The following is a 23,558-nucleotide window of genomic DNA, read 5'->3' on the forward strand; positions in this document are numbered from 1 at the left end:
AATTTAAAACCAATTGAATAAGGAAAGTTTACGTTTTTCCATTTCTTTTCTTTTTGTCTCTACTTGAGATCTCCAATCTTCACCATCTACGGTTATCATAAATGTGTCGATTTCTTTACAGTGTGCCGTGTTATTTTGTTTGTCTAGTATATTATAATAATCTGCTGCAATAAAAGTCATACAAGTAGATTGGAGTGTTTCAATTTCTTGCTGACTACCAAACTGGTATGCTTTTTCTACAATTGTATTATATTTTTTTTTGTCTTTTTTCTTAATGGCATTATACGCCATCCACCATGCCGTTAATGGTTGTTGTGGATAACCATGCTCTAATGCTGTATCTGCTTGTTTACAGAATAATGTAGCAGCATCTTCAAGTTTTTTCTCAAGTTGTTTTGCACTCGCTTGAAAACCATAAATTTGAATAAGCAATGGTTTGCAGGTATCATCACCAGCTTTTAATCCTTGTGTGGCGAGTGTTAAAGCTTTTTGGAGTAATTCATTAATAATTTCAAACTCCTTAAATTCAAATAACATACCTGCATACACTAAATGAGCTGATGCAAAAAAACTATTAACTCCAGATCTTTGGGCAGCTTCAATAGCTTTTTTTCCCCATTTATGTACATTTTCTCTATTGTTATTATTGACAGCTTTTGTCATTTTAGAAACACATATTCTAAATTGTACTTCAGGTTTGTTAGGGTCTCCACTTGTTGCAATTTTTGATATCGCTCCATCAAGATCTAATGGTACTGAAAGTGATTTACCTATATCTTCAACCTCCTTCATTGCTATGTCTAAATGACGTTCATCTGCATAATCAAAAACCATGAAGCGCACATGTTTAGGCAATCCAAGTTCAATCATTGTATTTAACCACCTGCCATATTCTTTAGGATCTTCTACACTATAAGGAAAAAGTGTAAATGTTAGTGGTCTATCAACTTCGGGTAGTAATTTTTGAAAATCCCGAAGCATATCAATTAATAATAGGTTGTTTTTTTCTGTGTCTTCGGAAATTTTAGCTTCATAAACATCTGTGTCCCATTTATAATCTTTATCCTTCGCTTTAAGTTCTTTTAAAGTTTCGGTGTCATTTTTATAGGCGTCTATCCAGTGTTTTATTAAATTTTTACTGTGATGTAAAGTTGACGTAAATGGCGTCAATAGCACAAGTACCATATCTGGCAAATTTCCGCTTGCGGTAGACTCAAGACGTAAAAATCCCTCATAAAGTCTAGCTTGTTCTGGTATTATTAACCAGCGCACTAATTTTAAGTGGGGGTAGGGTGTTACCTCATTATTCCACTTATTTTGAATTTGGGTAACTAATTGGGCTATGGGGTTGTGTTCAAGGCTCATAGTAAATTAATTAAGATTAACTACGCCTCCTTTTACGTTTGTCATTCCACTACCATTAATATCTACCATAGGTGCTTCCAGCTTTGCCGTAGCACCACCTTTAGCTTCTATACCTACTTGAGCTTCAATTTTTGCATTAATTCCTGCAGTAATTTCAAAATCTAATCCAGAAGTATTTTGATGTTTGCTGCCTGCATTAGTTTTTATATCAGACCCTGCATCTATGTTGACATTACCTCCTGCGGTTATGGTAAAATCTGCCCCAGCTGTAAGCGTAATGTTATTTCCAGCAGTGATAGCAATATCATCTTTACTAGTATCAATTACAATAGAATTTCCATTTTTATCTTCAATAGTTATACTCTCTTCACCACCTTTATCTTTAAATATTATGGTACTCCCACCTTTTGTTTTAATTGCTTTAACGTCATTTCCTGAACTTGTATTACTCGCAGGTTTTTGACTTTTATGATATACAGACCCTACTACGTAAGGACATTCTGCATTGCCTCCTTCAAAATCTACGATAACTTGATCTCCTATTTCTGGAAAGAATTCCATTCCCTGACCTTCACCTGCATGAGGAACAACTAATCTTATCCATGGGGTTGAAATACCTTGTTTTTTTTGCCAAGCAAACTGTACTTTTACACGCCCTAGACTATTTTCATCATGATTGTCTGTTATTATTGCGATTTGACTTTCAGATTTTGGGAATGAATTAATATCTGTCAAGGGTGAGGTTTCTAAATCACCAGAAATACCTTCAAATTGATTAGTATAGCCACCTGCGTACGATACAGAATGTGTTACTTTCGTCATACGATAGTTTTCTCCATCAATATCTATTATTTTACCAGGTGCTACAGCTGGATTTAAGCTAACTCCATTTACCTTAATCTGGTTCATGGCAATAGCTTCTCTATGTTTTTTAGAAAGACTTTTTAATACATCACCTGCTTTTTCATTATTGTTAAAATTTATCCAAACGTCTTTTTGGTTTTTGAAGATTTCTTTTCCAGCATTATTTGCTTTATTTGTTTTATCATTTTTGAAATTAAAAGATCCTTTTGTGTTGTCTTCTTCAACTTTATCTAGCAAATAATTATTTGAAACAAATTTATAGTCATGAGATTTAGGAATCAATTTTGTTTGAAAATCGATTAAATCCATATTGAAGCTTAGTTTCACAGTTTCGGTACTGGGTTTGCCAAAATAAACGGTGTCTTCATTATAATAAAACCATTCACCGTATTGTCGTCCTAAGCGGTGAAGAAATTGATAGGCGCTTTCATTATGTTGAACTACATACTCAATAGTACTATTATAAGCTGGATTTATTTTTGCTGTAAGACCGTATGCACTGCAACATTCCTTTGCTATGTTTGAAAGTTTCATATTCTCAAATGAGTTGTAGTTAGGTCCATCATTTGAAATAATATCATTACTTTTTGCAGTAAGAATTGTTATGTTTCCAGCATCTGTATTTTCTCCCCTAACAATAGAAACTTCGGTAATAATTCCTGTAAATTTAAGTTCTTTGTCAAAATTGCTTATGGAATTTCCTGGTACTTGGATAGAGATTTTTTTTCCTAAATTATCTTTACTCTTAAGACCATGGTTTTCTATAGGTTCATCCCCTTCAAAGATATCCATCGGGAAATGCACTTGTAATTCATTATGTGTATCTATGTTTTGGGTAAGTTTAAGGTGCTGAAATCCCTCAACCTCTTTACCTTCTATAAGTATAGTAGTAAGTTCTAGTCCCATGATAATTTAATTTTTTTAAGTGAATTTTTTTGAGGTCCACACCTCGCTATGCTTGGCGTCGTTTAATTCAAGGACCCGAGCCGAAATTTGAATTTCAGTTTTCATTGGGACTGCATTTTCTGCGTCAAATGTTTCTTTGTAAAAAACACATACTGCGTCATCAAATATTAGTGTTTTATTACTAGACATTACGTCTCTTTTATAAAACACTATTTTTCCTTTTTTAAACTCATATGGATTGAGCATCCAGTGTGTTAAGTTTGTATTGTTTGTAGATTCTATCATTACGTTGATTAATCCACTACGTACCATTTCGATGGCACGCCCACTATGATCCACTTTTTGTGAAAATTCATAGGAGCAGAACAGTACGTTCATTTCATCATCTTCGATGATAATTTTGGCTAAAAAAGACATAATAAGTAGATAAAGGTTAAACTTACTTCAAGCTAAGTAAGGGAGCGATAAAATCACTCCCTTAACTTGCAAGAATTATGTTATAATAATGAAGGCTTATACCCAGTCATTAACGTGTTCACCGTTACCTATCCCTATAGATTTAGCTGAAATAACAAAAGATTCATTCATTGGGTTTTTACCAGTAGAGTCAAATCCCTCTTGATATTTTACCATATAACCTTCTGTAAATTTTAATTCTTTAGATGTAGCATCTGTATCTCTTTTAAGAAATACGATAGAACCGTCTCTACGCTCAAAGTTATTGAACATCCAGTCTGAGAGACTTGTATCTGCAGTAGATTCTACTACTAGTTTAATTTTACCTCCTCTTGTAATTGAAGAAGGTCTTCCTGTTGCATCAGTTTCTTGATGTAATTCATAGTAACAACTTAATACGTTGTACTCGTTTCCACTTACCTTTAATTTTGCTTTAAAAGACATAATAATTTAGTTTTAATTAATAATAAAAAGATATCTATGTATATATAAAATATGTATGATATAAAAATATGGAAATGAATTTGTTAGAAAAAGAATAATACTAATTAATTTTAAATGAATGGACAAAAAGCGGTTTTTATATGCTTAAGTACGGTTATACGGGAGAAAAGAAAAACAACTTGTAAGTGTTTTTTTACAATAACAGGCTAAAAATTAGCGGTTTATGTTTGGATTAACATTGAAGAATCGCTGAAAAACGCTAATTTTTAATTTTTTTAAGCAATTATATTGTATAAATTTTATATTTCCGAAGAGATTATATAGTGTAGATGCTATTAACATTACTATTCAAAAATAATATTATAAAGTATAAGATTATTTAATCTTCTAAGACAGAACACGACGACATATAATTACATCGTCTTCTTTGATAGCACTTGCAGCAACAGTATGATTAAAATTAATGTGCTTAACACCTTGATACCATTTAGGTTTTACATGGAATACCCATGCTGATGGTTGTTGTGAGTTAGGATCAACAATATCAATTTTTCCTTCAGGGTGCCTTTCATTATAGTCAATGATGAAGAAATAGAACAACTTTCCAAACTCCATTGACTGTGGAGCTTTAATTCTAAAATTAGTAACATCTGTTAAAGCATCTTTCTTTTTAAACTCAAAACTAATTACTTTAGGATTCGCAAGCTCATCTTTAGTGGGGTCTTTAATGTCTTTGCCTAATGGAAAAAACCAACTGTCAAAAACTGGCAATGGAATTTGAGTAGCGAATTCATACAACTTATATACAAGTGTAGGTATTAAGAACCAAATAACAGACCCCATAAAAATATAACTAAAAGGGGATTTAAATCTATTAACAACATTTGTGAACGCTATAAGACCAAGGGCACAATAAGCGAAAGCAAATAAAAATTCTGAAAAGAAGTCTGAAGGGTCTTCACTTAATGAAGGAAAATATTTTCTTACAAACCAAAGGTGTAAAACACCTAATAAGATGAAAAGCGTTTGAAACCCATAAAAGCTATTAATTGGCGTATCATTTAATATTTTGCTAGAACTTAATAAGGCTGTTAATGCAAAAGTGATTAATACAAATAGGGCATATAAAATGGCTTTCTTTTTGTTTTTTGTAAATACTTTGCGAACTTTCGTTACAAGCATCATAATAATAGAACTTAAAATAAGTAAACCTATACTCATTTTTAGCACCTCTCCGTTAGCTATGTTTCCTATGGACCCCATTATATTTTAAATTTGTGTAGAAATTCCCATGATAGGAGCATTTTCTTTGTTTAATAAAAATCCTTCCTCGTTGTTCACGGTAAATTTAATAATAACTTGAATTTCAATTGGTATAAAATACTCGAAAAATAAAATAATAAATTTTCGCACTCCATCTTTACTGATGAAATCATCAATTTTATCAGTAGGTATTGAGCCTATTGTTACATTTAATTCTGGATAAAAAATAGCATTATTTTCACTGTCTAATATTGTGTCAACGCCTAATATTAATTGATTTGAACGAGAATTGTTTTTTTTCTTTTCTTGAGAATTTGAATACATCTCTTTAAATAATACAGGAACGTTTAGGATTTCTTCCAAACATCTTCTTGTTAATTCAAAATTACCCGCTATTTTATAATTATAAGGCAATAGTTTGATTAATTTTAAACGATATTCTGATGGTATGCTAGTGTCTAAATCCCAAAATTCAATTAAAAAATTATCATTTAGATTATAAAAATCATTTAAAAGCTCTCTTTCTTTTTTTTCTATTTGAAATTTTTGATAAAAAAATTCATTTTCAATTGGTGAAAAAAAAGTTCTTGCTTCTTGTTCTTGCTCTTGAAACTGTTTCCTTTTTGCTAAATAATCCTCTGCATCTTGTTTTGCTTGTGGTTTATGAAAAAAACCTTCTGGCAGGGTGTCGTAAATTCCATTTCGAGAAAGATTTAATGTAATTTTCTCTGTATTAATGAGGGAATCTATATTTAAAATATCTCTGCGGTAAGGTCTAGAGAATGTGCTTTTATTTTGGATAATAAAATCTGTTGCAATAGCTTCACTATTTTTCTCTAATTCACCAACAATTACCTCTGCCTTTATATTTTCATAAAGGGTGTTTAGTTCTTCGCTGATTGCTTCAAAGGTTGATTTTTCCAAGGCTAATTAGTTGTCTTTAACGTGTCTTCTTCCTGCTGAAATGAATTTTTTTGACCAATAATTTTCTGCAAGGTTGCTTATTTTAACACCAGAAACTCCGGTAGATCCTCTTCTAGAAGTAGCGTTAACAAAGTAGTTGTTACCAAGATAAATTCCCACATGACTTATTTCGTATTCAGATTCTCCAAAAAATAATAAATCACCTTCTTTTAAATATTGTTTTCCAGAAAATTCATCAGTATATTTAGAATCACGTTGCTTCTGGGCTGTGCGCTCTATATACATGCCATAAACTCCAGTGAAAAGTCGTTGTGCGAATGAAGAGCAATCTATTCCGTCAGTATTAGCGCCACCCATTTTGTAAGGTGTCCCCATCCAATCATCAATAAATGTGTAAAGTTGAATGTTTGTTATTTCTTCAGGTGTTTTTCCTAAAATAGCTCCATATTTAATTTGTATAGGTGAAATTTCTTCAACATCAGATGTTTCTATTGGCTCGTCTACTATTGGATCTGTTTCTCTTGGTTCACTATCTATAACTGCATCTTCATAGTCAACCTCTATGCTGCCACCTCTTTTTTTGGCTTTTTTTAATTCTTTAGCTAAGCGTTTTTCTTCTTTTTCTCTATTTTTTCTTGCTTCTTTAAGTCTGTCTTCTTCATCCTTAAGCCTTTGCTCTTCTTCCTTTTCTTGCGCTTTACGTAGTTTTTTTCGACGTTTTATTTCGTCTTTAGTCATTTCTAGGCCTATATTCTCTACAACTACTTTTTTATCAGGATCTACATCTATTAAAAAATAGTGATCTTCATACCCTTCTTTTGTAACTATTACAACTTGTTCTCCTCTAGGTAATTCATCACTTATAGAAAATTTGCCGTCTAGATCTGTAGTTGCTTGAATCTTAGCACCGTCAATACTAACTACTGCGTAGCTGATTACGGTTCTAGATTCTTCGTCAATAATAGTGCCTTCAAATGTTTGAGCAAATCCAATTGTCGAAAATAAAAGAAGTCCAATTAGAAGAAGTGTTTTTTTCATAAATTTAGGTTTAATAATTTGAGGTCTTTTTTAATTTAAAGATAAATATAATCATTTACTAAATTTTTTAGCCCCTTACTCGATGAAATCATCAAAATTTAGGCAAAATGTAGCTTATTATGATTAATAGTTAATATTACTATATTTACGGAGCTTTAATAACATTTAATTGACTTATAAAATACTTTAATTAGTTACATTTCCGAAGAAAATAAAATTAAGTAAAAATGAAGAATAATAGGTATTATACATTGCCGCTTCAAGCAAATAAAATGCTATCTGGAGGTATGCATGATTCGTGTACAATAAATGAATCTATTGCTCATTATATTCATTTAGCAAATACATCATATTTTGGAGAGTGTACCTTTGATGAGGATTTTGGTAGTGCTATTTGGTTAGTTGATTTTGATAACTTAAAAAGTTCAAATAGACTTAAAGCTTTTATAGTTGAGAGCCTCGAGGAGTCGTTAAATCGTATTGAAAAAAGACTGTCAAATATACGTGTTGAAGTTAAAGTAAAGCAGGAGGAATTATTTGGAATGACAGAGTCTAACCGAATAAAAAAGAAAATTGATATTCATATTACCGCACGTGTAAATAAAACGAACGAAGCATTTAGCTATGTTGAGTATTTTTATTTAGGACCTTTATCTTATTAATAAATTTATGGGAGCAGAAACGAAAGAACAGATTAAAAACCGTATGATTAAAAAGGCGGCGACCATGTGGGATGTGCCTGCAAACGAGATTGAAATATCTTTTGATCCCATTGTTGCTCTTTTAATAACGGCTTGTGCTTCGGAAATGGAAAAAATTTCAAACGAAGTTAATCAATCACAAACTCGTATTACCGAAAAGCTTATTCAATTGATGACTCCTGAATCTGTCACGGGACCGAAGCCAGCTCATGGTGTCTTAAAAGTTTTTCCTGTTGATGATACTGTCAAAATAGAGGAGGAGTTTATGTTTATGTGTCGCAAGTCCATCTCCAATGATAAAACTTCTCGTACATATAAAGATATTTATTTTTCTCCAGCTCAGCCTAGTACTTTAATTGATGCACATATTACTCATATTGCTTGTGATAATATGGTATGCATGTATGACGAGTCAAAACAAAGAGAGGTTGTTTTTCAGCATAAAGAGTCTGGTAAGTTGCCGCCATCAACTATGTATTTTGGGATTTCAAGCGATATTGAAGAACTGCGTCTAAATGACATATCTTTTTTTATTGAATTGTTAGATATAGAGCATAAAGATTTGTTTTACCATCATTTACGAAATACAAAATGGTCTTGGCAAAATGCTAAACTAAGGGTTATTGATGGTTATTATAATAGTGATGATGAAGATACAACTAGTGTTAAAAATATTTTTGATACTGTAGCAAATAAAGCAACTTTTACAGGACAACAAATACTTAATAATTATAGGAGGCATTTTATAACAATTAAAAGTAATAAAAACCAAAAAGGTATCAATGCATCTAACTTTGAAGAGCTGGATACATTTATTTCTACTAATAAAATAAAAGTTGATTCGAAATTACGATGGATAAAAGTGGAGTTCCCAAGAATTATAGCAAATAACACACTTAAAAACTGTTATGCTACTTTAAATGCTATTCCTATTATTAACAGAGAGCTTAATACTTTAAGTTATAAAATTAAAGAATTTATAAATATACTTCCTATTAAGACAGAAGATTTATTCTTTGATATACAATCAATTGCGAATATAAATGGAAAAATTTATAGAGCTCGAAATAAAGATAATGTGAACCAAGACAAGGGTACTTTTGTGCTTCGTAATGATAATATAGGGAAGCTAGACCAGAGAAAAGCTCGTGAATACGTAGTTCATTTAATTGAGCTTTTAAAGGATGAAAGTGCATCATTTTCTTTTATGAATAATGACTTCCTTAATAAAAATTTAAAGAGTTTAAATCAACTACTTTCAGTTATAGAAAAAAAAGTTTCACAGTCTGAAGAGGATAAAACTGAAACTAATTATGTTTTCTTAACTCCATATAAACCCAATGAAACTATTGTAGTTGATTATTGGACTACACATGGAAATGTAGCAAACAATTTAAAATTAGGTACTGTATTAAATAATACTAAAGGAGTAGGGGTAGCATCTTCAGGTAATTATTTAATCACAACTACTTTAGGTGGTAAAAACACATTAAGTATGCAAGATAGATTAAATGCATATAGAAGATCTTTGCTTTCTAGAGACAGGATAGTTACTAAGCAAGACATTGTTGCACTTTGTAAAGAAATGTATGGACAAAAAATAAAAGGGGTTGATGTTAAAAAGGGATTTACTACAGGAATAGGTACTAACAAAGGTCTTACACAATCTATAGAGATTGAATTGCAAATTAATAAACAGATAGATACCTTAGATGAAGAATGGCAATCTTTAAACAATAATTTAATGCTTTATCTTAAAAAAAATTCAACAAATGTATTTCCCTATAAAATAAAAATGGTAAATTAATCATATTTTTACAAAGTTAAATCTCTTGTTATGAGTACAAATAAAAACCTTACAAACCATCTTGACCGTTCAGTTCTTTTGTTATTTCTGGGCTTTTTTCTAATTTCTGCAGGAACAGTAACCTATAAATATGTAAATAGGGCTTCATGTAATGAGGTGTTGTTTTCTATGGACGCAAAAGAATATCGCGTAGGAGATATGGTGAAATTGAAAGATAATAGTCCAAATGCTTCACAATGGGAATGGAATTTTGGAGATAGCTCTGAAGTTTCAACGGTTAAAAGTCCACTTCATATTTTTGATAAAGAAGGAGAATATAAAATTAAATTAAAAATAAATAATCTATGTGAGCGCGTAGAAACTATTGTAATAAAGGAAAAATTAAAATTATTAGATTCTACAAAGCTTCCTATTTTTGAAATTCCTTCAGAAATTAGAGTCGGTAAAACATTAAGAGTAAAAGACGAAACTGAAAATTCTACAACATGGGAATGGCGTTTTGGAGAAAACTCATCAATCGATGCAAACACTAAAAATGCAAAATACGTTTATGAAGAACCTGGAATCAAAACAATTTCTTTAGTTGTAAATGGTGATTTAGATTATGTTACTAAAAAGAGAATTGAAGTACTACCTATACCTGGACAAAAAACTGGAATTGCAGATATCGCTGAAATAGAACGTAACCGTCCGTCGAGAATAAAAGACGCACCAAGTACAGCTCCCATCAAAGATGCACCTATAAATGCAATTAAAGACGCCCCTACAACTAGTGAAAAACCTAGTGCGGCACCTTACATAAGTGAGAAAGAATTTTCAAGAAAAGTGCTTTTAGTATCAACAGAGGATCTAACTGCTAAATCTTTTTCAGATTTTTTCTGTGGAGATGTTAATAAACCTATTGTAGTGAATGGAGACAATACTACATTTCTAGTTTTTTGTCAGGATATTGAAGGAAAGAAAATAAAACTTAAAAAGCTTCAAATTTTCAGAAAAAAAGGTTCAAACTGTATCGATAATTTAGCAGTGGAATACAAAAAAAGTTGGTTTTAAACCAAAATGAAAACGTATGGAAACTAAAAAAAGAAATCAACACCGCGTCAACTGGATTGATGGAATGAAGATAAATAAAGACCATTTTATTGAAATGGAACATTCTTTATTGTCTCATATTAATCAAAGTGAACAAAAAGATATTTCTCCTATAAACTTTGGTTTACTCCCAGATTATAGTGAGTATGGAAGTGCTATAGACATATCACTATCAGTTGACGGTCAAGATACCATTTCAGTAGTGTTAAATAGATGTCGTGCAATTACACTTGGAGGGTATCAGATTGATATCAACGATCAAACTCGTCAATTATTAGAGCAATCTGGATACATATTGAAACAAGAATATGCTATTCAAAAAGATGATAATGAATGGTTTGTAATATTAACTGTTAATCCTTTTAATAGAATTCCTGTAGGCGATGCAGACCCAGATGAAGAACCGCCAAGACACCCACATGTTTTACCAGAATATAAACTAGATATTTTACCAAAGTCCGAAGTTTCAACTCAAGAAATAGGAAAACAGCATATAACTATTGGAAAAATAATTCTAGAAAATGGTAAACCAAGTATTGACCCAGATTTTATTCCACCGTGTCGCTCAGTTCAGAGCCACCCAGATTTGAAATTTACATATAATGGTATAGGAACATTTTTAAATCAAATGGAAGCGTATTCCATGCATATCATTCAAAAAATACACCAAAAAAAGCAAACCAATGACCTTGCTATAATGGCATTACATCTCACAGAGCAAGTGCTTAGGCACTTAAACGGTAGTATTACAGACTTTAGATTTAAAGACCGATATGCCCCGCCAGTACAAATGATCTCTAGAATTGTAAATCTTGGTCGGGTTATCAAAAGTAGTCTTGATGTTCACGTAGGAACTGGAAAAGAAGACTTCCTAAACTACTTGACAGACTGGTGTGACTTAAATCAAGGAGCATTTGAAAATGTTTTAATTGAAACTATAGAAATGGAATACGTCCATACAAATCTCAATGAAGCGCTCGTAAAAACTTCAGATTTTACAAAATTAATGCTATCGTTATTCAAAAAACTAAATGAATTAGATTTTATTGGTAAGAAATCTGATTCTGGTATTTTTGTAAAAGAAGAAGTAGTAGATAATACAGAAGTAAAAAGCCGCAGAAGTTTCTTACTAGATTAACTTCTGAAATATTAAACAATTTAAACTAACAACCATAAATTAAAACACGTATGAAACCAAAAAATAGCAAAGATAGACGTTCAGCATTTTTAAAATTCTTAGCACTTTTTGTTGTTACTGTAGGGATGGTTGTAGCAGCTGTATACTTTAATTTTAGAGTGCCAACAAAAGAAAATGATTTATTAAGAGCAGAATCTAAATTCTTAAACGAAGAAACTAAATTCCAAAGTAACTTTTATAAGGACATGGAAAAAGTAAAGGCAATGATAGATTCTTTAGACGTTCCTGGAGCACAGATTGACTATGAATCAAAAATGATTAGCAGTAAGCTTGTAGATATGCAAAAATCATTACCTACAAAGGACTCAACATACTTATACGATATGCACAGCTCAATTGTTGATATGTACCTAGAGTTAATAGCAAATAAACAAAAGTTGCGTTCCTTAAGTGATGCAGAAAATACAATAGAAGAATATAAGGACGCATATGAAAAATGCAGCCAGGACTTAAAACAAGCAGAACGAGAACTTAGGATTAAATAAAAAATTTTAGTAGTCCAATTTATATTTTCAGAAGTCAAATAACAATAAAACCGAGACATACGCTCGGTTTTGTTCGTTTTCAATATATAGATTAAATCATTTTTCTGCAATTACCTCTATCATCAAAGGGCAACAAAGAGTAGCTCCAGGAGTACTTTCCAATTCTGCCATTTCTTGAAGCGCTTCTACAACTTCTTCTTGAGTTAAAAGTCCTGCTTCAATTAGACGGGGAAAATAACTGTAATAAAATGTTTTAGGCCATTGCCACGACAAGTTATCTACCGTTGCTATTTTTTGCATAGGTCTAGAATGTGTTACTTTCATTCCAAGTTCTTGAAAAATTCTAGGTAATTCACGCCCTATATTAATTTCGCCACCCGAACCCTTAAAACTTTGCATTGCGGCATGTATAGCCTTTGTTAATTTAGGTTTGTGAGGTTCGGTTTGGTGCGTTGACCAATCGTAATATTCATGAATAACCATTTTTCCTCCGGGTTTAAGAGCATCATATACTTTATGTAAAATTTCTTTTGGATTAGAAAGCCATGCCAATGCCCATCGACAAAACATACCATCTAAGCTATTGGGAGTTAAATTCATTTCATTAAAATCAGAAACTATTCCTTCAATAGGAAGATGATGTATTGCAGCAATCTGTTTAAGGTGATTAATATATGCTGTGGATAAATCAATGCCAATGACTTTGCCTTTTACTCCTACGGTATATGCCAATTCTTGAGTACAAAACCCTGGGCCACTTCCTAAATCTAACAAAGTTTGTCCTTCTCTAAATTTTGCTAAACTCCATCCGTATTGTGCTTCACTAGCCCATACTTGATGTTGAACCCCTAAGCGATGTAGTTCTTTCGTGTCAGTCCCTAAAATGTAGGCGTTGTTTTCTTTCATTGGTTTTTAGTTAGTTGTCTATAAAGTTAGTAAAAATAAAAATGAAAGTAAAAAGGCTTAAAACACACTTTTTTCACATTGAATAGTTGAGGGTATTATTTTCTTCGGAAATATTAATAAATTAAAATTTCCGAAGCCATTCAAAATCAAACCTTATTTAATAATTCAATATAACTTCATATTGTTAATTATGAGATTTAAGTGATATTGAGTGAAACCACTTTAACACTTCTTTAAGAAAAATAAAATACGCTCAGAGTACCTTTAGCGTTGTTAAATAAAACATAAACCAATGATAAAAAGACATTTAAAAACGCCATTGTTCTTTATGATGGCTATCGCAATCTCATTTACTTCTTGTAAAGACACTGGAGGTGTTAGTTCTGGAGGAGGGGGAGAAAGTGCTAAACTTTCAGTTGACTTTGAAAAGTATACTTTAGATAATGGGCTAGAAGTAATTCTGCACCAAGATAAAAGTGACCCTATTGTATCTGTAGCTATTCAGTACGGCGTTGGTTCAAACAGAGAGAAAACAGGGAGAACAGGATTTGCTCACTTGTTTGAGCACATGTTATTTCAGGAGTCAGAAAATGTGCCACAAGACCAATTCTTTAAAAACATTCAAGATGCAGGTGGAACTTTAAATGGAGGTACTTGGAAAGATGGTACTATTTATTATGAAATTGTCCCTAACAACGCACTCGAAAAAGTGTTATGGATGGAGAGTGACCGTATGGGGTTCTTAATTAATACAGTTACTGAAGCTGCATTTTATAACCAGCAAGAAGTTGTTCAAAATGAAAAGCGCCAGCGTGTAGATAATAATCCATACGGGCATACAGGTTGGGTGCTTGATAAAAACCTTTATCCAGAAGGACACCCTTACAACTGGCAAGTAATTGGAGAGTTAGTAGACCTTCAAAATGCAACCGTTGAAGATGTAAAAGAATTTTACGATATGTATTATGGTCCTAATAACGCAACACTCGTGCTTGCAGGTGATTTTGAAACTGGAAATGCAAAAGAGTTAGTTGAAAAGTATTTTGGTGAAATCAAGAGACGTCAAGATGTTCCTCGCTTAACACCTATGCCCGTAAAACTTGAAGAAACAAAACGCTTATATCACGAAGATAATTTTGCAAAGGCACCACAATTAAATATGGTTTGGCATACTGTTGAACAATATACAGATGATGCCTATGCATTAGATTTTTTAGGTGAATTATTCTCTAGCGGAAAAAATGCACCGCTATACAAAGTATTAACAAAAGAAAAAGAGTTAACATCAAGAGCATATTCTTATAACTCATCAAATGAGTTAGCAGGAACATTTAGAATAAACATAACGGCAAATGATGGTGTGGACCTTGATGATGTTGAAGCTGGAGTTAATGAAGCATTTACAAGATTTGAAACAGAAGGTATTACAGACCGTGATGTTGAGCGCATTAAAGCAGGACTTGAAACTGGCTTTTATAATGGCATAAGTAGTGTTCTCGGAAAATCTTTTCAACTAGCGAGTTATAATGAGTTTACTGGAGACCCTAGTTTTATTGAACAGGATATTGAGAATATCAAGAAAGTAACTAAAGAAGATATTACACGTGTATATAACAAATACATAAAAGGGCAGCCATATGTAATGACAAGTTTTGTTCCTAAAGGACAATTAGAATTGATTACAGAAAACTCTACAAAGGCGCCAGTAGTAGAAGAGAAAATCACTGAGAATGTTGCAGTGGACATTGCAGAAGCAGATAGTGAAGTTTTAAAAACACCGTCAAATTTTGACAGATCTGTTGCGCCAGAAACAGGAGAGAGTCCAGCTTTAAAAATTCCATCATCTTGGACAGCTGAGTTGAGTAATGGAATGGAAGTTTATGGTATTGAACAAAACGAAATCCCTACGGTAAACTTTAGCCTTGTAATGGAAGGTGGTCATTTGCTTGATGATAAAAATAAAAACGGAGTTGCAAATTTGATGACCGATATTATGATGGAAGGGACAGCAAATAAAACACCGTTAGAATTAGAAGAGGAAATAGAGATGTTAGGTGCTTCTATTAACATGTACACAACGAGAGAGTCTATTGTAATTCAAGGAAATACATTAACACGTAACTTTGGGAAGACAATGGATTTAATCGAGGAGATTTTGTTAGAGCCACGCTTTGATGTGGAGGAATTTGGTCGTATTAAGATTAAAACTATTAATGACATTAAGCGCTCATCTGCAAATCCAGATAGAGTTGCAAGTAATGTTTATAACAAGTTATTGTACGGAGAAGACCATATTTTTAGCTACCCAACCAGTGGAACACCAGAAAGTGTTGAGGCGATTTCAATAGAAGATTTAAAAGCATTTTATACAAATAATTTTTCACCATCAATTTCTAAATTCCACGTAGTTGGAAAAATTGACAAAAGTGCAGTGATGAAAGAATTAAAGGATCTAGAATCAAACTGGAAGGCAAAAGAAGTAACTATTCCAGAATTTCCTATAGCATCAGCGAGAGATAAGGCGTCTCTATATTTTGTTGATGTACCAGATGCAAAACAGTCTGTAATTAATATAGGTTACATTGGAATGCCAAGAACAGACAAGGATTTTTATCCAGCCGAAGTGATGAATTATAAATTGGGTGGTTCTTTCAGCGGAAATGTAAATCTCATTTTACGTGAGGAGAAAGGATTTACATACGGTGCGAGAACAAACTTTAGCGGTAGCAAGATCCCAGGAACATTTACCGCATCGTCAAGCGTACGTACAAATACTACAGGCGAGTCTGTAAAGATTTTTAAAGAACAAATAGAAGCTTACAAAAACGGAATTTCTCAAGAAGACTTAGATTTTACTAAGAATGCCTTGATAAAATCAAACGCACGTCGTTTTGAAACTCAAGGTTCTTTACTAGGAATGTTGCAGGAGCGTAGTAGTTACGACTTGCCTGCAAACTATATTGAAGATGAAGAAGGAGTTGTAAAAGCAATGACGTTAGAAGAACACAAAAAATTAGCTAATAAGTACTTAGATGAGTCAAAAATGGCTTACTTAGTTGTTGGAGATGCCGCTACACAATATGCACAGTTTAAGGATATGGGCTTTGATGAAGTAAAACTTCTAGATACTGATGGAGAAGAAGTAAAACTAAAAAATGTAAAAATGTAATTTACATCTTTCTAATACATTAAAAAGAGCCTCGATATTTTCGAGGCTCTTTTTTATTTGAAAAAGCTATCTTTAATGCTAAAATGTGCAACAACCAAAAATAGTCAACTTGAAAAATCCATTCAAAAACATAGGCCCAGGAACGCTCGTCGCAGCTGCATTTATTGGGCCTGGTACTGTAACCGTTTGCACACTTGCAGGGGTTCAATATAGTTTTACGCTCCTTTGGGCAATGCTTTTATCAATTATTGCCACAATTGTTTTGCAGGAAATGGCAGCTAGATTAGGGCTTATTTCAGGTAAGAGTCTGGCAACAGTGGTTAAAAACGAAATACAAAACCCGGCACTCAAAGTAGGGGCGGTTGTTTTGATGTTATCAGCAATTTTAATAGGTAACGCTGCATACGAAGCTGGGAATATTAGCGGAGGAGTTTTAGGTCTTGAAACGCTTGTCAATACTGCTGTTTTAAATATTAATGACTTTGAGTTAAACCTTTGGAGTTTGTTAATTGGTAGTATTGCCTTTATTTTGCTGTTCCTCGGAAATTATAAGCTCATTGAAAAAGCGTTAGTTTCATTAGTAATTTTAATGAGCCTCTCATTTATAATAGCAGCAATAAGTACCACCCCTAATATTTCCGAAGTTTTAAAAGGTCTTTTTATCCCCACCGTTCCAGAAGAAAGTGTTTTAATGATTATAGGACTTGTGGGAACAACTGTAGTGCCGTATAATTTGTTTTTGCACGCCTCGCTAGTTTCTGAGAAATGGAACGGTGTGGCAGATTTAAAAGCAGCAAGAAAGGATTTATATATTAGCATTACACTAGGTGGGTTAGTATCAATTGCAATTATTATCTGTGCCGCAGCAGCACAACAAACCGAAATTAAAAATGCTGCAGATCTTGCAAAAGGATTAGAACCACTCTATGGCAATGCCGCAAAGTATTTATTGAGCATAGGGTTATTTGCTGCCGGAATTACGTCTGCAATTACCGCACCACTTGCTGCAGCTTATGTTGCTAAGGGAGTTTTTGATTGGAAAGTAGGGTTAAAGAATGTAAAATTTAGAATGGTTTGGGGTGTTGTTTTAGTGTTAGGAGTATTATTTTCTTCCATTGGGTTTAGTGCTATTGAAATCATTCGATTCGCTCAAATAGCTAATGGATTGCTGCTCCCTATCATTGCTGGTTTTTTATTGTGGGTAGTAAACAAAAAAAATGTATTAGGAAATTATGTAAATTCAAAATTTCAAAACATTCTAGGTAGTATCATTTTAATCACAACTATAATTCTGGGAGCAAGAACCATTTTAAAAGTAATAGGTTTACTTTAAAACTATTTATATGTTCAAAAATTACCCTATGCCTGGCAGAGCATAGTCAAAACCTTTATTTGTTTGAAAACACTTAAATTCAGTAGAAAAAAAATTAAAGCTTAATGTTATTCAATTAATGCACAACAAAATTAAAATAGACATCAATGCAGACCTTGGAGAAGGTATGAGTAATGACGCTCAAATAATGCCTTTAATTTCTTCATGTAATATTGCATGTGGTGGTCATGTGGGGAATGAGATGACTATTTTAAAGTCCTTAAAATTAGCAAAAAAGCATAATGTAAAAGTAGGAGCACACCCTTCTTTTCCAGATAAGGATAACTTTGGAAGGGCTTTAATCACAATGACTAAAAAAGAATTAACGCGGTCTATTTATGAACAAATAATGTTATTTTATAATTGCTGTGATCAATTAAAAATGAAGATGCATCATGTAAAATTACACGGCGCACTTTATAATTATGCAGCAAAAGATGCGCCTACAGCAGATGCTGTAGTTGAAGCCATTTTAGAAACAGGAGAGCGCCCTGTGTTATACGTGCCACCTAATTCTGTACTTGCCGAAAAGGCAAAAAATTTATTACCCATTAAGTACGAAGCATTTATCGACAGAGCGTATAATGAAGATTTATCATTAGTTTCAAGAAAAGAAAACGGTGCTTTGATACAAAACAAAAAGATAGCTCTTAATCAATTATTAAATATTGTCATTGATCAAAGTGTAAATACGGTAATAGGTGTTGAGGTGTCATTAAAAGCGAGTACATTTTGTATTCACGGTGACCAGAAAAATGCAGTTGAAATATTAAAATTTATTATAGACGATCTGCCTCAAAATAATATTATCGTTTCATGAAATACCCACAAATAAAATTTTACGGCAACAATGCATTTATATTAGAGTGGGAGCAAGTTATTTCAACAAAAGTTCACAATAACGTATTGCAGTTTCAAAATTATCTTACTAATAATTATAGCAATAAAATTATAGAGCTTGTTCCTGCATATAATTCATTGGCCGTTTATTTAAAAGAGTCGGTGCAATTAAATAAATTTATAGAGGTCATAAAAAAAATAAATATTGAGGCTTCGGAAATTTTAAAAACCGAAAGATTTCTTGTTCATATTCCAGTGTGCTATAAGAGTAAATTTGGTTTAGATATTTTAGAAATTTCAAGGCAAAAAAAGATTTCAATTCCTGAAATTATATTACGCCACACAGCCCTAATATATCCAGTTTATTTTATAGGTTTCCTTCCTGGATTTCCATATTTAGGAGGACTTGATGAGTTGTTATTTGTAAAACGAAAACAACAGCCTCGCACACAAGTTTTAGCTGGTAGTGTTGCTATAGGAGGTCAACAAACGGGAATTTATCCCAGTGATTCTCCTGGGGGGTGGAATATAATAGGACGTACTCCTTTACAATTATTTTCAGTTACAAAAGCAAGTAGCCTTTTAAAAGCAGGTGATAAGGTTCAATTTTATGAAATTTCTGAAGAAGAATTTAAAACTATTTCACATCAAATAGAAATGGGCGAATATCGAATAAGAAAGGAGATTCTTGATGATTAAATTACTTACTAGCGGTCTTTTTACAACAATCCAAGATAGAGGTAGATTTGGGTATCGCAATCAGGGAATACCTGTATCGGGGGCAATGGACATGGCGAGCGCTACTCTTGCAAATACTGTTTTAAATAATGTTGAAAATGAAGCTGTGATGGAGATTACAATGCTTGGTCCTACATTATTTTTTGAAGTTGATACTTTTATTTGTATCACTGGCGCAATATTTAATCCTATATTAAATGGAGTGGAGGTGCCTATGTTTAAACGTGTTCATGTAAAGAATAATAGTACATTAAAAATAGGAGCAGCACAACAAGGAATGAGAGGATATATCGCTGTAAAAGGAGGATTTGACGTAGAAAAAATTTTAGGTAGTTATAGTCAATATAAAGGTGTTACAAATTTATATCAGCTTAAAAAAGGAGATGAATTATCTTTAAAACAACCTAAGGTAGAGGGTTTTCAAATTTCAGAAGATAATATTATCAAAAAACTTTCTTCGGAAATATATCTTGAAGTAACAAAAGGACCAGAATTTGACATGTTGACTACGCAAGAACAAGAAATTTTACTCAATTTTAAAGGAGTGATAAACCCACAAAGTAACCGTATGGCATACCTTTTAGGAAATATTTTAAATATTAACCCTCCCGATATAATTACTAGCGCTGTGCAGCCTGGGACAGTTCAAGTTACTCCTTCGGGAACGTGTATTGTTTTAATGCGTGATGCTCAAACTACTGGTGGATATGCTAGAGTTTTACAGCTTACATCTAAGGCGATTGATGTTTTGAGCCAAAAACAACCAATGGAGCGTATCACTTTTCTATTGAAAAATTAAGGGGAAAATACCCTTAATTTTTTTAAGTGTTTTTCTATGATTTCACTTCATAAATTTTTAATGGATTTATATTTACTTACATTTAAAAATTACAATGAAAATTAAATAATAAGTAAAGCTATTTCAATGATAATGCTTGTGCGAGCTAAAGAATTCCTTAATGATTCAGATAATAATTATAGCATGGATCTAGCGATTAAGGAGGTCAAGGGTGATTTCAAAAGACTTATTAAATGGAACTAACCGATTATCTATTTGATGTGTTACCTATTTTTATAATAGAATTATTAGCACTTATTGCGGGGTTAATTTATTTAAAAACCATAAAACCAACCAAAAGTGATTATTTGATTGTTGGTTTGCTAGCCCTTACTTTTTTAATAGAATTGATGTCAATTTATTCTCCAATAGCTTATTTTTCTAATTATGAGTATTTTGGATTTATTAAGGATACTAAGTATGCTCAAAATACTTGGATGTATAATATTTATTCAATTATTAGCTTTCTGCTTTATAGTACTTATTTTAAGTGGAAAATACGTACAAAATGGCATATACAGCTTATTAGCATATTGTTATGGGTATTTGCTATAACAAGTATTATTAATTTGTTATTCACAGATGTTTTTTTTAGAACACTTTCAGTATATACAGATTTAGCAGGTACTACAGTACTTTTATTTTCGATTGGGGTATATCATATCCAACTTTTGCGTAGTGACGAAATTTTAAACTTTAAGCTGCTTTTACCATTTTATATTTCGATTGGTGCTACTATTTTAAGTTTATGTTTTGTTCCTTTTGCGATTTATGGTGGTTTTTTTAAGTCAGACATTAGTGAGGATTTTATTCAGTTACAATCAAATGCTTTGCTATTCGTAAATCTATTGGTATATTCCATTTATATTTTTGGTTTTCTAATATGTCTAAAGAAGAAATCTTACTAATTACTTATGTTATTGCGGTACTGCTAGGATTTACTGTATTTACCATTTTCTTTATTACTGCATTTCAGAAGAAGAAAAATAAATTTTTAGTTGAAAAAGTTAACGCACAACAACGTTTTGATAAAGAAATTGAAACCTCAAGATTAGAGATTCAAGAACAAACACTAAAAAATGTTGCATGGGAGCTTCATGATAATATTGGACAGTTACTAAGTGTTGCTAATATGCAACTAAATTTACTTTCAATGAAAGCACCTCAAGAGAACAAATATTCTTTAGAAGAGGCTTCTCAAACCATCAAACAAACTTTAAACGAAGTAAGGCTATTATCAAAGACTTTAAATAGTGATGTTATACTCAAAAATGGCTTAGTTGATTCGATTAAAAATGAACTTTCTCGTTTTGATAGAATGAAATTTTTAAATACTACTCTAAAAATTGATGGTGATGTGATTGTTCTTGAAAGTGATAAAGAGATATTAATCTTTAGAATATTTCAAGAGTTTTGCACTAATGTGCTCAAACACGCTAAGGCAAGTGTACTAAGTGTGCGCATTGCTTATGAAGAATCCTATGTGACTATAACCATGGATGATGATGGAGTAGGGTATGATGATAAAGTTAAGAGCAGAAGTAATGGATTAGAGACTATGAAAGGTAGAGCAAACCTTTTAAATTCAGAATTTAAAATAACATCAACACCTAATAAAGGAACTTCATTGTTTTTAAAATCCCCGTATAATGACCTCACAAAAACTAATTAAAATTGTAATCGTTGATGACCATCAATTATTTGCAAGTTCTTTAATGCAATTAATTAAGTCACTTAATGGATTTGATGTGCTTTTCTTTACAGAAAATGGTAAAACATTGAAAGACAAATTAAATCTTTCTTCTGAAATTCCAGATGTAATATTATTAGATATAAATATGCCTGTTATGAACGGACCAGAAACGATGGAGTGGCTGCACAAAGAATATCCTACAATTAAAGTACTAGCATTATCAATGGAAGATGAACAGCTAACTGTTTTAGAAATGTTACGTAAAGGAGCAAATGGATATTTGTTAAAAGATATTCACCCTGAGGAATTAGAAAAGGCAATGTATGAAGTCCATGAAAAAGGATTTTACCATACAGAGCACGTATCTCAAACTTTGATAAATTCAATAGGGAAAGATACTTCAATAGATGAGATTATCTTTAAGGAAAAAGAGCTAGTTTTTATAAAACTTTGTTGTACCGAAATGACCTATAAAGAAATTGCTGAGGAAATGTTTTTAAGTCCAAAAACAATAGATGGCTATAGGCAAGCTTTATTTCAAAAACTAGATTTACGTAATAGAGTAGGGCTTGTTATGTATGCTTTAAAAAATAACTTATTTCATCATTGAGATATTGAAAAAAAGCACATTTGTAAATTTAGCCCTGTCTAAAAATTACACATAATTAATTAATAATCAAATAATTATAGTTGACTACATAAAGCGTTAGTTAATCCTGTGTTGTTTGGCATAAATTCCAGATTACATCTTGAGGTGGAGGTGCGATAAAGGTAATTTTTTCCTTAAGTACGGGATGTACTAACGTCATTTTTTTTGCGTGAAGATGTATAGAACCGTCTTTATTACTTCTATCAAATCCATATTTTAAATCTCCTTTGATGGGGCTTCCTATTGTTGAAAGTTGAGATCTAATCTGGTGATGTCTCCCAGTTTCTAAGTGAATTTCTAGTAGTGAATAATTATCTAATTTTTTGATAAGTTGATAACTTAAAATAGCTTTTTTACTATCAGGAACTTCTTTAATATGTGCGTAACTTTTATTCTGTTTTGGGTTACGTTTTAAAAAATGAATTAGGCGATCATTGTGTTTTTTAGGAGTATTCTTGACTATTGCCCAATATACTTTTTGGGTATTTCTTTCGGCAAAAAGTTTATTAAGTCTAGTAAGTGCTTTTGAAGTTCTAGCAAAAATAACTACACCGCTTGTGGGTCTGTCAAGACGATGTACAACTCCTAAGTAAACCGCCCCAGGTTTGTTATATTTTGCAGCAATATATTCTTTTGCAACTTCCGAAAGGGGTTTGTCACCAGTGTTATCTCCTTGTACTATATCACCAGGGCGTTTATTGACCACTAACAAGTGATTATCTTCAAAGATAACTTGGAGATTATTAGCTGTGCTTAGCTTATTATCATAGTTTTTAATTGCCACAGTTGAGAGCTTTAAAATCTTTTGAG

At 32.2% G+C, this 23,558-nt stretch carries 22 protein-coding genes; 13 read left to right on the top strand and 9 right to left on the bottom strand.

What is annotated here, in order from left to right:
- Positions 1–3: 3 nt before the first annotated feature.
- From GB234_RS08355 to GB234_RS08385, 7 genes are all read right to left on the bottom strand, one after another.
- Positions 4–1,365 carry a hypothetical protein gene (locus GB234_RS08355; protein ID WP_151894090.1) on the bottom strand — a complete coding sequence of 454 codons (1,362 nt, stop codon included), beginning with the start codon at positions 1,363–1,365 and terminating at the stop codon, positions 4–6.
- A 6-nt stretch (positions 1,366–1,371) separates the two neighbouring features.
- Positions 1,372–3,135, bottom strand: coding sequence for a type VI secretion system Vgr family protein (locus GB234_RS08360; RefSeq protein WP_151894091.1), 1,764 nt, complete (start codon positions 3,133–3,135; stop codon positions 1,372–1,374).
- A 15-nt stretch (positions 3,136–3,150) separates the two neighbouring features.
- Positions 3,151–3,552, bottom strand: a complete 402-nt coding sequence (tssD, locus tag GB234_RS08365) for a type VI secretion system tube protein TssD (RefSeq protein ID WP_151894092.1) — start codon at positions 3,550–3,552, stop codon at positions 3,151–3,153.
- Positions 3,553–3,648: 96 nt separating this feature from the next.
- Positions 3,649–4,035: a type VI secretion system tube protein TssD gene (tssD, locus tag GB234_RS08370; RefSeq protein ID WP_151894093.1), complete on the bottom strand. Its 387-nt coding sequence runs from the start codon at positions 4,033–4,035 to the stop codon at positions 3,649–3,651.
- Positions 4,036–4,422: 387 nt separating this feature from the next.
- Positions 4,423–5,298, bottom strand: a complete 876-nt coding sequence (locus tag GB234_RS08375; RefSeq protein WP_151894094.1) for a TssN family type VI secretion system protein — start codon at positions 5,296–5,298, stop codon at positions 4,423–4,425.
- A gap of 6 nt (positions 5,299–5,304) precedes the next feature.
- Positions 5,305–6,222 carry a hypothetical protein gene (locus GB234_RS08380; RefSeq protein WP_151894095.1) on the bottom strand — a complete coding sequence of 306 codons (918 nt, stop codon included), beginning with the start codon at positions 6,220–6,222 and terminating at the stop codon, positions 5,305–5,307.
- 6 nt (positions 6,223–6,228) lie between these two features.
- Entirely contained in the window at positions 6,229–7,260 is a 1,032-nt protein-coding gene (locus GB234_RS08385) for an NlpC/P60 family protein (RefSeq protein WP_151894096.1), read from the bottom strand.
- 227 nt (positions 7,261–7,487) lie between these two features.
- Between GB234_RS08385 and GB234_RS08390 the strand changes: the two genes are divergently transcribed.
- The 5 genes from GB234_RS08390 to tssO are packed head-to-tail and all read left to right on the top strand — an operon-like array spanning position 7,488 to position 12,543.
- Positions 7,488–7,922 (top strand): GPW/gp25 family protein, encoded by a 435-nt coding sequence (locus GB234_RS08390; protein ID WP_151894097.1) that lies wholly within the window; start codon positions 7,488–7,490, stop codon positions 7,920–7,922.
- 7 nt (positions 7,923–7,929) lie between these two features.
- Positions 7,930–9,768 (top strand): type VI secretion system baseplate subunit TssF, encoded by a 1,839-nt coding sequence (locus tag GB234_RS08395; protein ID WP_151894098.1) that lies wholly within the window; start codon positions 7,930–7,932, stop codon positions 9,766–9,768.
- 30 nt (positions 9,769–9,798) lie between these two features.
- A complete protein-coding gene (locus GB234_RS08400) occupies positions 9,799–10,821 on the top strand; it encodes a PKD domain-containing protein (protein WP_151894099.1) in 1,023 nt (340 codons plus the stop codon).
- A gap of 16 nt (positions 10,822–10,837) precedes the next feature.
- Positions 10,838–11,998 carry a hypothetical protein gene (locus GB234_RS08405; RefSeq protein ID WP_151894100.1) on the top strand — a complete coding sequence of 387 codons (1,161 nt, stop codon included), beginning with the start codon at positions 10,838–10,840 and terminating at the stop codon, positions 11,996–11,998.
- 50 nt (positions 11,999–12,048) lie between these two features.
- Positions 12,049–12,543 carry a type VI secretion system TssO gene (gene tssO, locus GB234_RS08410; RefSeq protein ID WP_151894101.1) on the top strand — a complete coding sequence of 165 codons (495 nt, stop codon included), beginning with the start codon at positions 12,049–12,051 and terminating at the stop codon, positions 12,541–12,543.
- A 96-nt stretch (positions 12,544–12,639) separates the two neighbouring features.
- Here tssO and GB234_RS08415 read toward each other — a convergent pair whose 3' ends face one another.
- Positions 12,640–13,449 (bottom strand): methyltransferase domain-containing protein, encoded by an 810-nt coding sequence (locus GB234_RS08415; protein ID WP_151894102.1) that lies wholly within the window; start codon positions 13,447–13,449, stop codon positions 12,640–12,642.
- Between the two features lie 292 nt (positions 13,450–13,741).
- Between GB234_RS08415 and GB234_RS08420 the strand changes: the two genes are divergently transcribed.
- The 8 genes from GB234_RS08420 (at position 13,742) to GB234_RS08455 (ending at position 22,709) form a co-directional block, all read left to right on the top strand.
- Positions 13,742–16,618, top strand: coding sequence for a M16 family metallopeptidase (locus GB234_RS08420; protein ID WP_151894103.1), 2,877 nt, complete (start codon positions 13,742–13,744; stop codon positions 16,616–16,618).
- A gap of 109 nt (positions 16,619–16,727) precedes the next feature.
- On the top strand, positions 16,728–17,951 hold the full coding sequence (locus GB234_RS08425) for an Nramp family divalent metal transporter (RefSeq protein ID WP_151894104.1): 1,224 nt from the start codon (positions 16,728–16,730) through the stop codon (positions 17,949–17,951).
- Positions 17,952–18,069: 118 nt separating this feature from the next.
- Positions 18,070–18,810, top strand: a complete 741-nt coding sequence (gene pxpA / locus GB234_RS08430; protein WP_151894105.1) for a 5-oxoprolinase subunit PxpA — start codon at positions 18,070–18,072, stop codon at positions 18,808–18,810.
- The gene (gene pxpB, locus GB234_RS08435; RefSeq protein WP_151894106.1) at positions 18,807–19,529 is read left to right on the top strand and encodes a 5-oxoprolinase subunit PxpB; all 723 of its coding nucleotides are present in this window, start codon (positions 18,807–18,809) and stop codon (positions 19,527–19,529) included. The genes pxpA and pxpB overlap by 4 nt, the downstream gene beginning before the upstream one ends.
- Positions 19,522–20,367, top strand: coding sequence for a 5-oxoprolinase subunit C family protein (locus GB234_RS08440; RefSeq protein WP_151894107.1), 846 nt, complete (start codon positions 19,522–19,524; stop codon positions 20,365–20,367). Before pxpB ends, GB234_RS08440 begins: the two co-directional genes overlap by 8 nt.
- 233 nt (positions 20,368–20,600) lie before the next feature.
- Positions 20,601–21,314 carry a hypothetical protein gene (locus tag GB234_RS08445; RefSeq protein WP_151894108.1) on the top strand — a complete coding sequence of 238 codons (714 nt, stop codon included), beginning with the start codon at positions 20,601–20,603 and terminating at the stop codon, positions 21,312–21,314.
- Positions 21,290–22,078 carry a sensor histidine kinase gene (locus GB234_RS08450; RefSeq protein WP_151894109.1) on the top strand — a complete coding sequence of 263 codons (789 nt, stop codon included), beginning with the start codon at positions 21,290–21,292 and terminating at the stop codon, positions 22,076–22,078. Before GB234_RS08445 ends, GB234_RS08450 begins: the two co-directional genes overlap by 25 nt.
- Complete coding sequence (locus GB234_RS08455; protein ID WP_151894110.1) at positions 22,056–22,709, top strand: response regulator transcription factor; 654 nt, start codon at positions 22,056–22,058, stop codon at positions 22,707–22,709. Before GB234_RS08450 ends, GB234_RS08455 begins: the two co-directional genes overlap by 23 nt.
- 100 nt (positions 22,710–22,809) lie before the next feature.
- Here the strand turns inward: GB234_RS08455 and GB234_RS08460 are convergent, their stop codons facing one another.
- Complete coding sequence (locus GB234_RS08460) at positions 22,810–23,526, bottom strand: RluA family pseudouridine synthase (protein ID WP_151894172.1); 717 nt, start codon at positions 23,524–23,526, stop codon at positions 22,810–22,812.
- Positions 23,527–23,558: the final 32 nt, after the last annotated feature.

The organism is Patiriisocius marinistellae (assembly GCF_009014635.1).
Taxonomy (GTDB): Bacteria; Bacteroidota; Bacteroidia; order Flavobacteriales; family Flavobacteriaceae; genus Patiriisocius; species Patiriisocius marinistellae.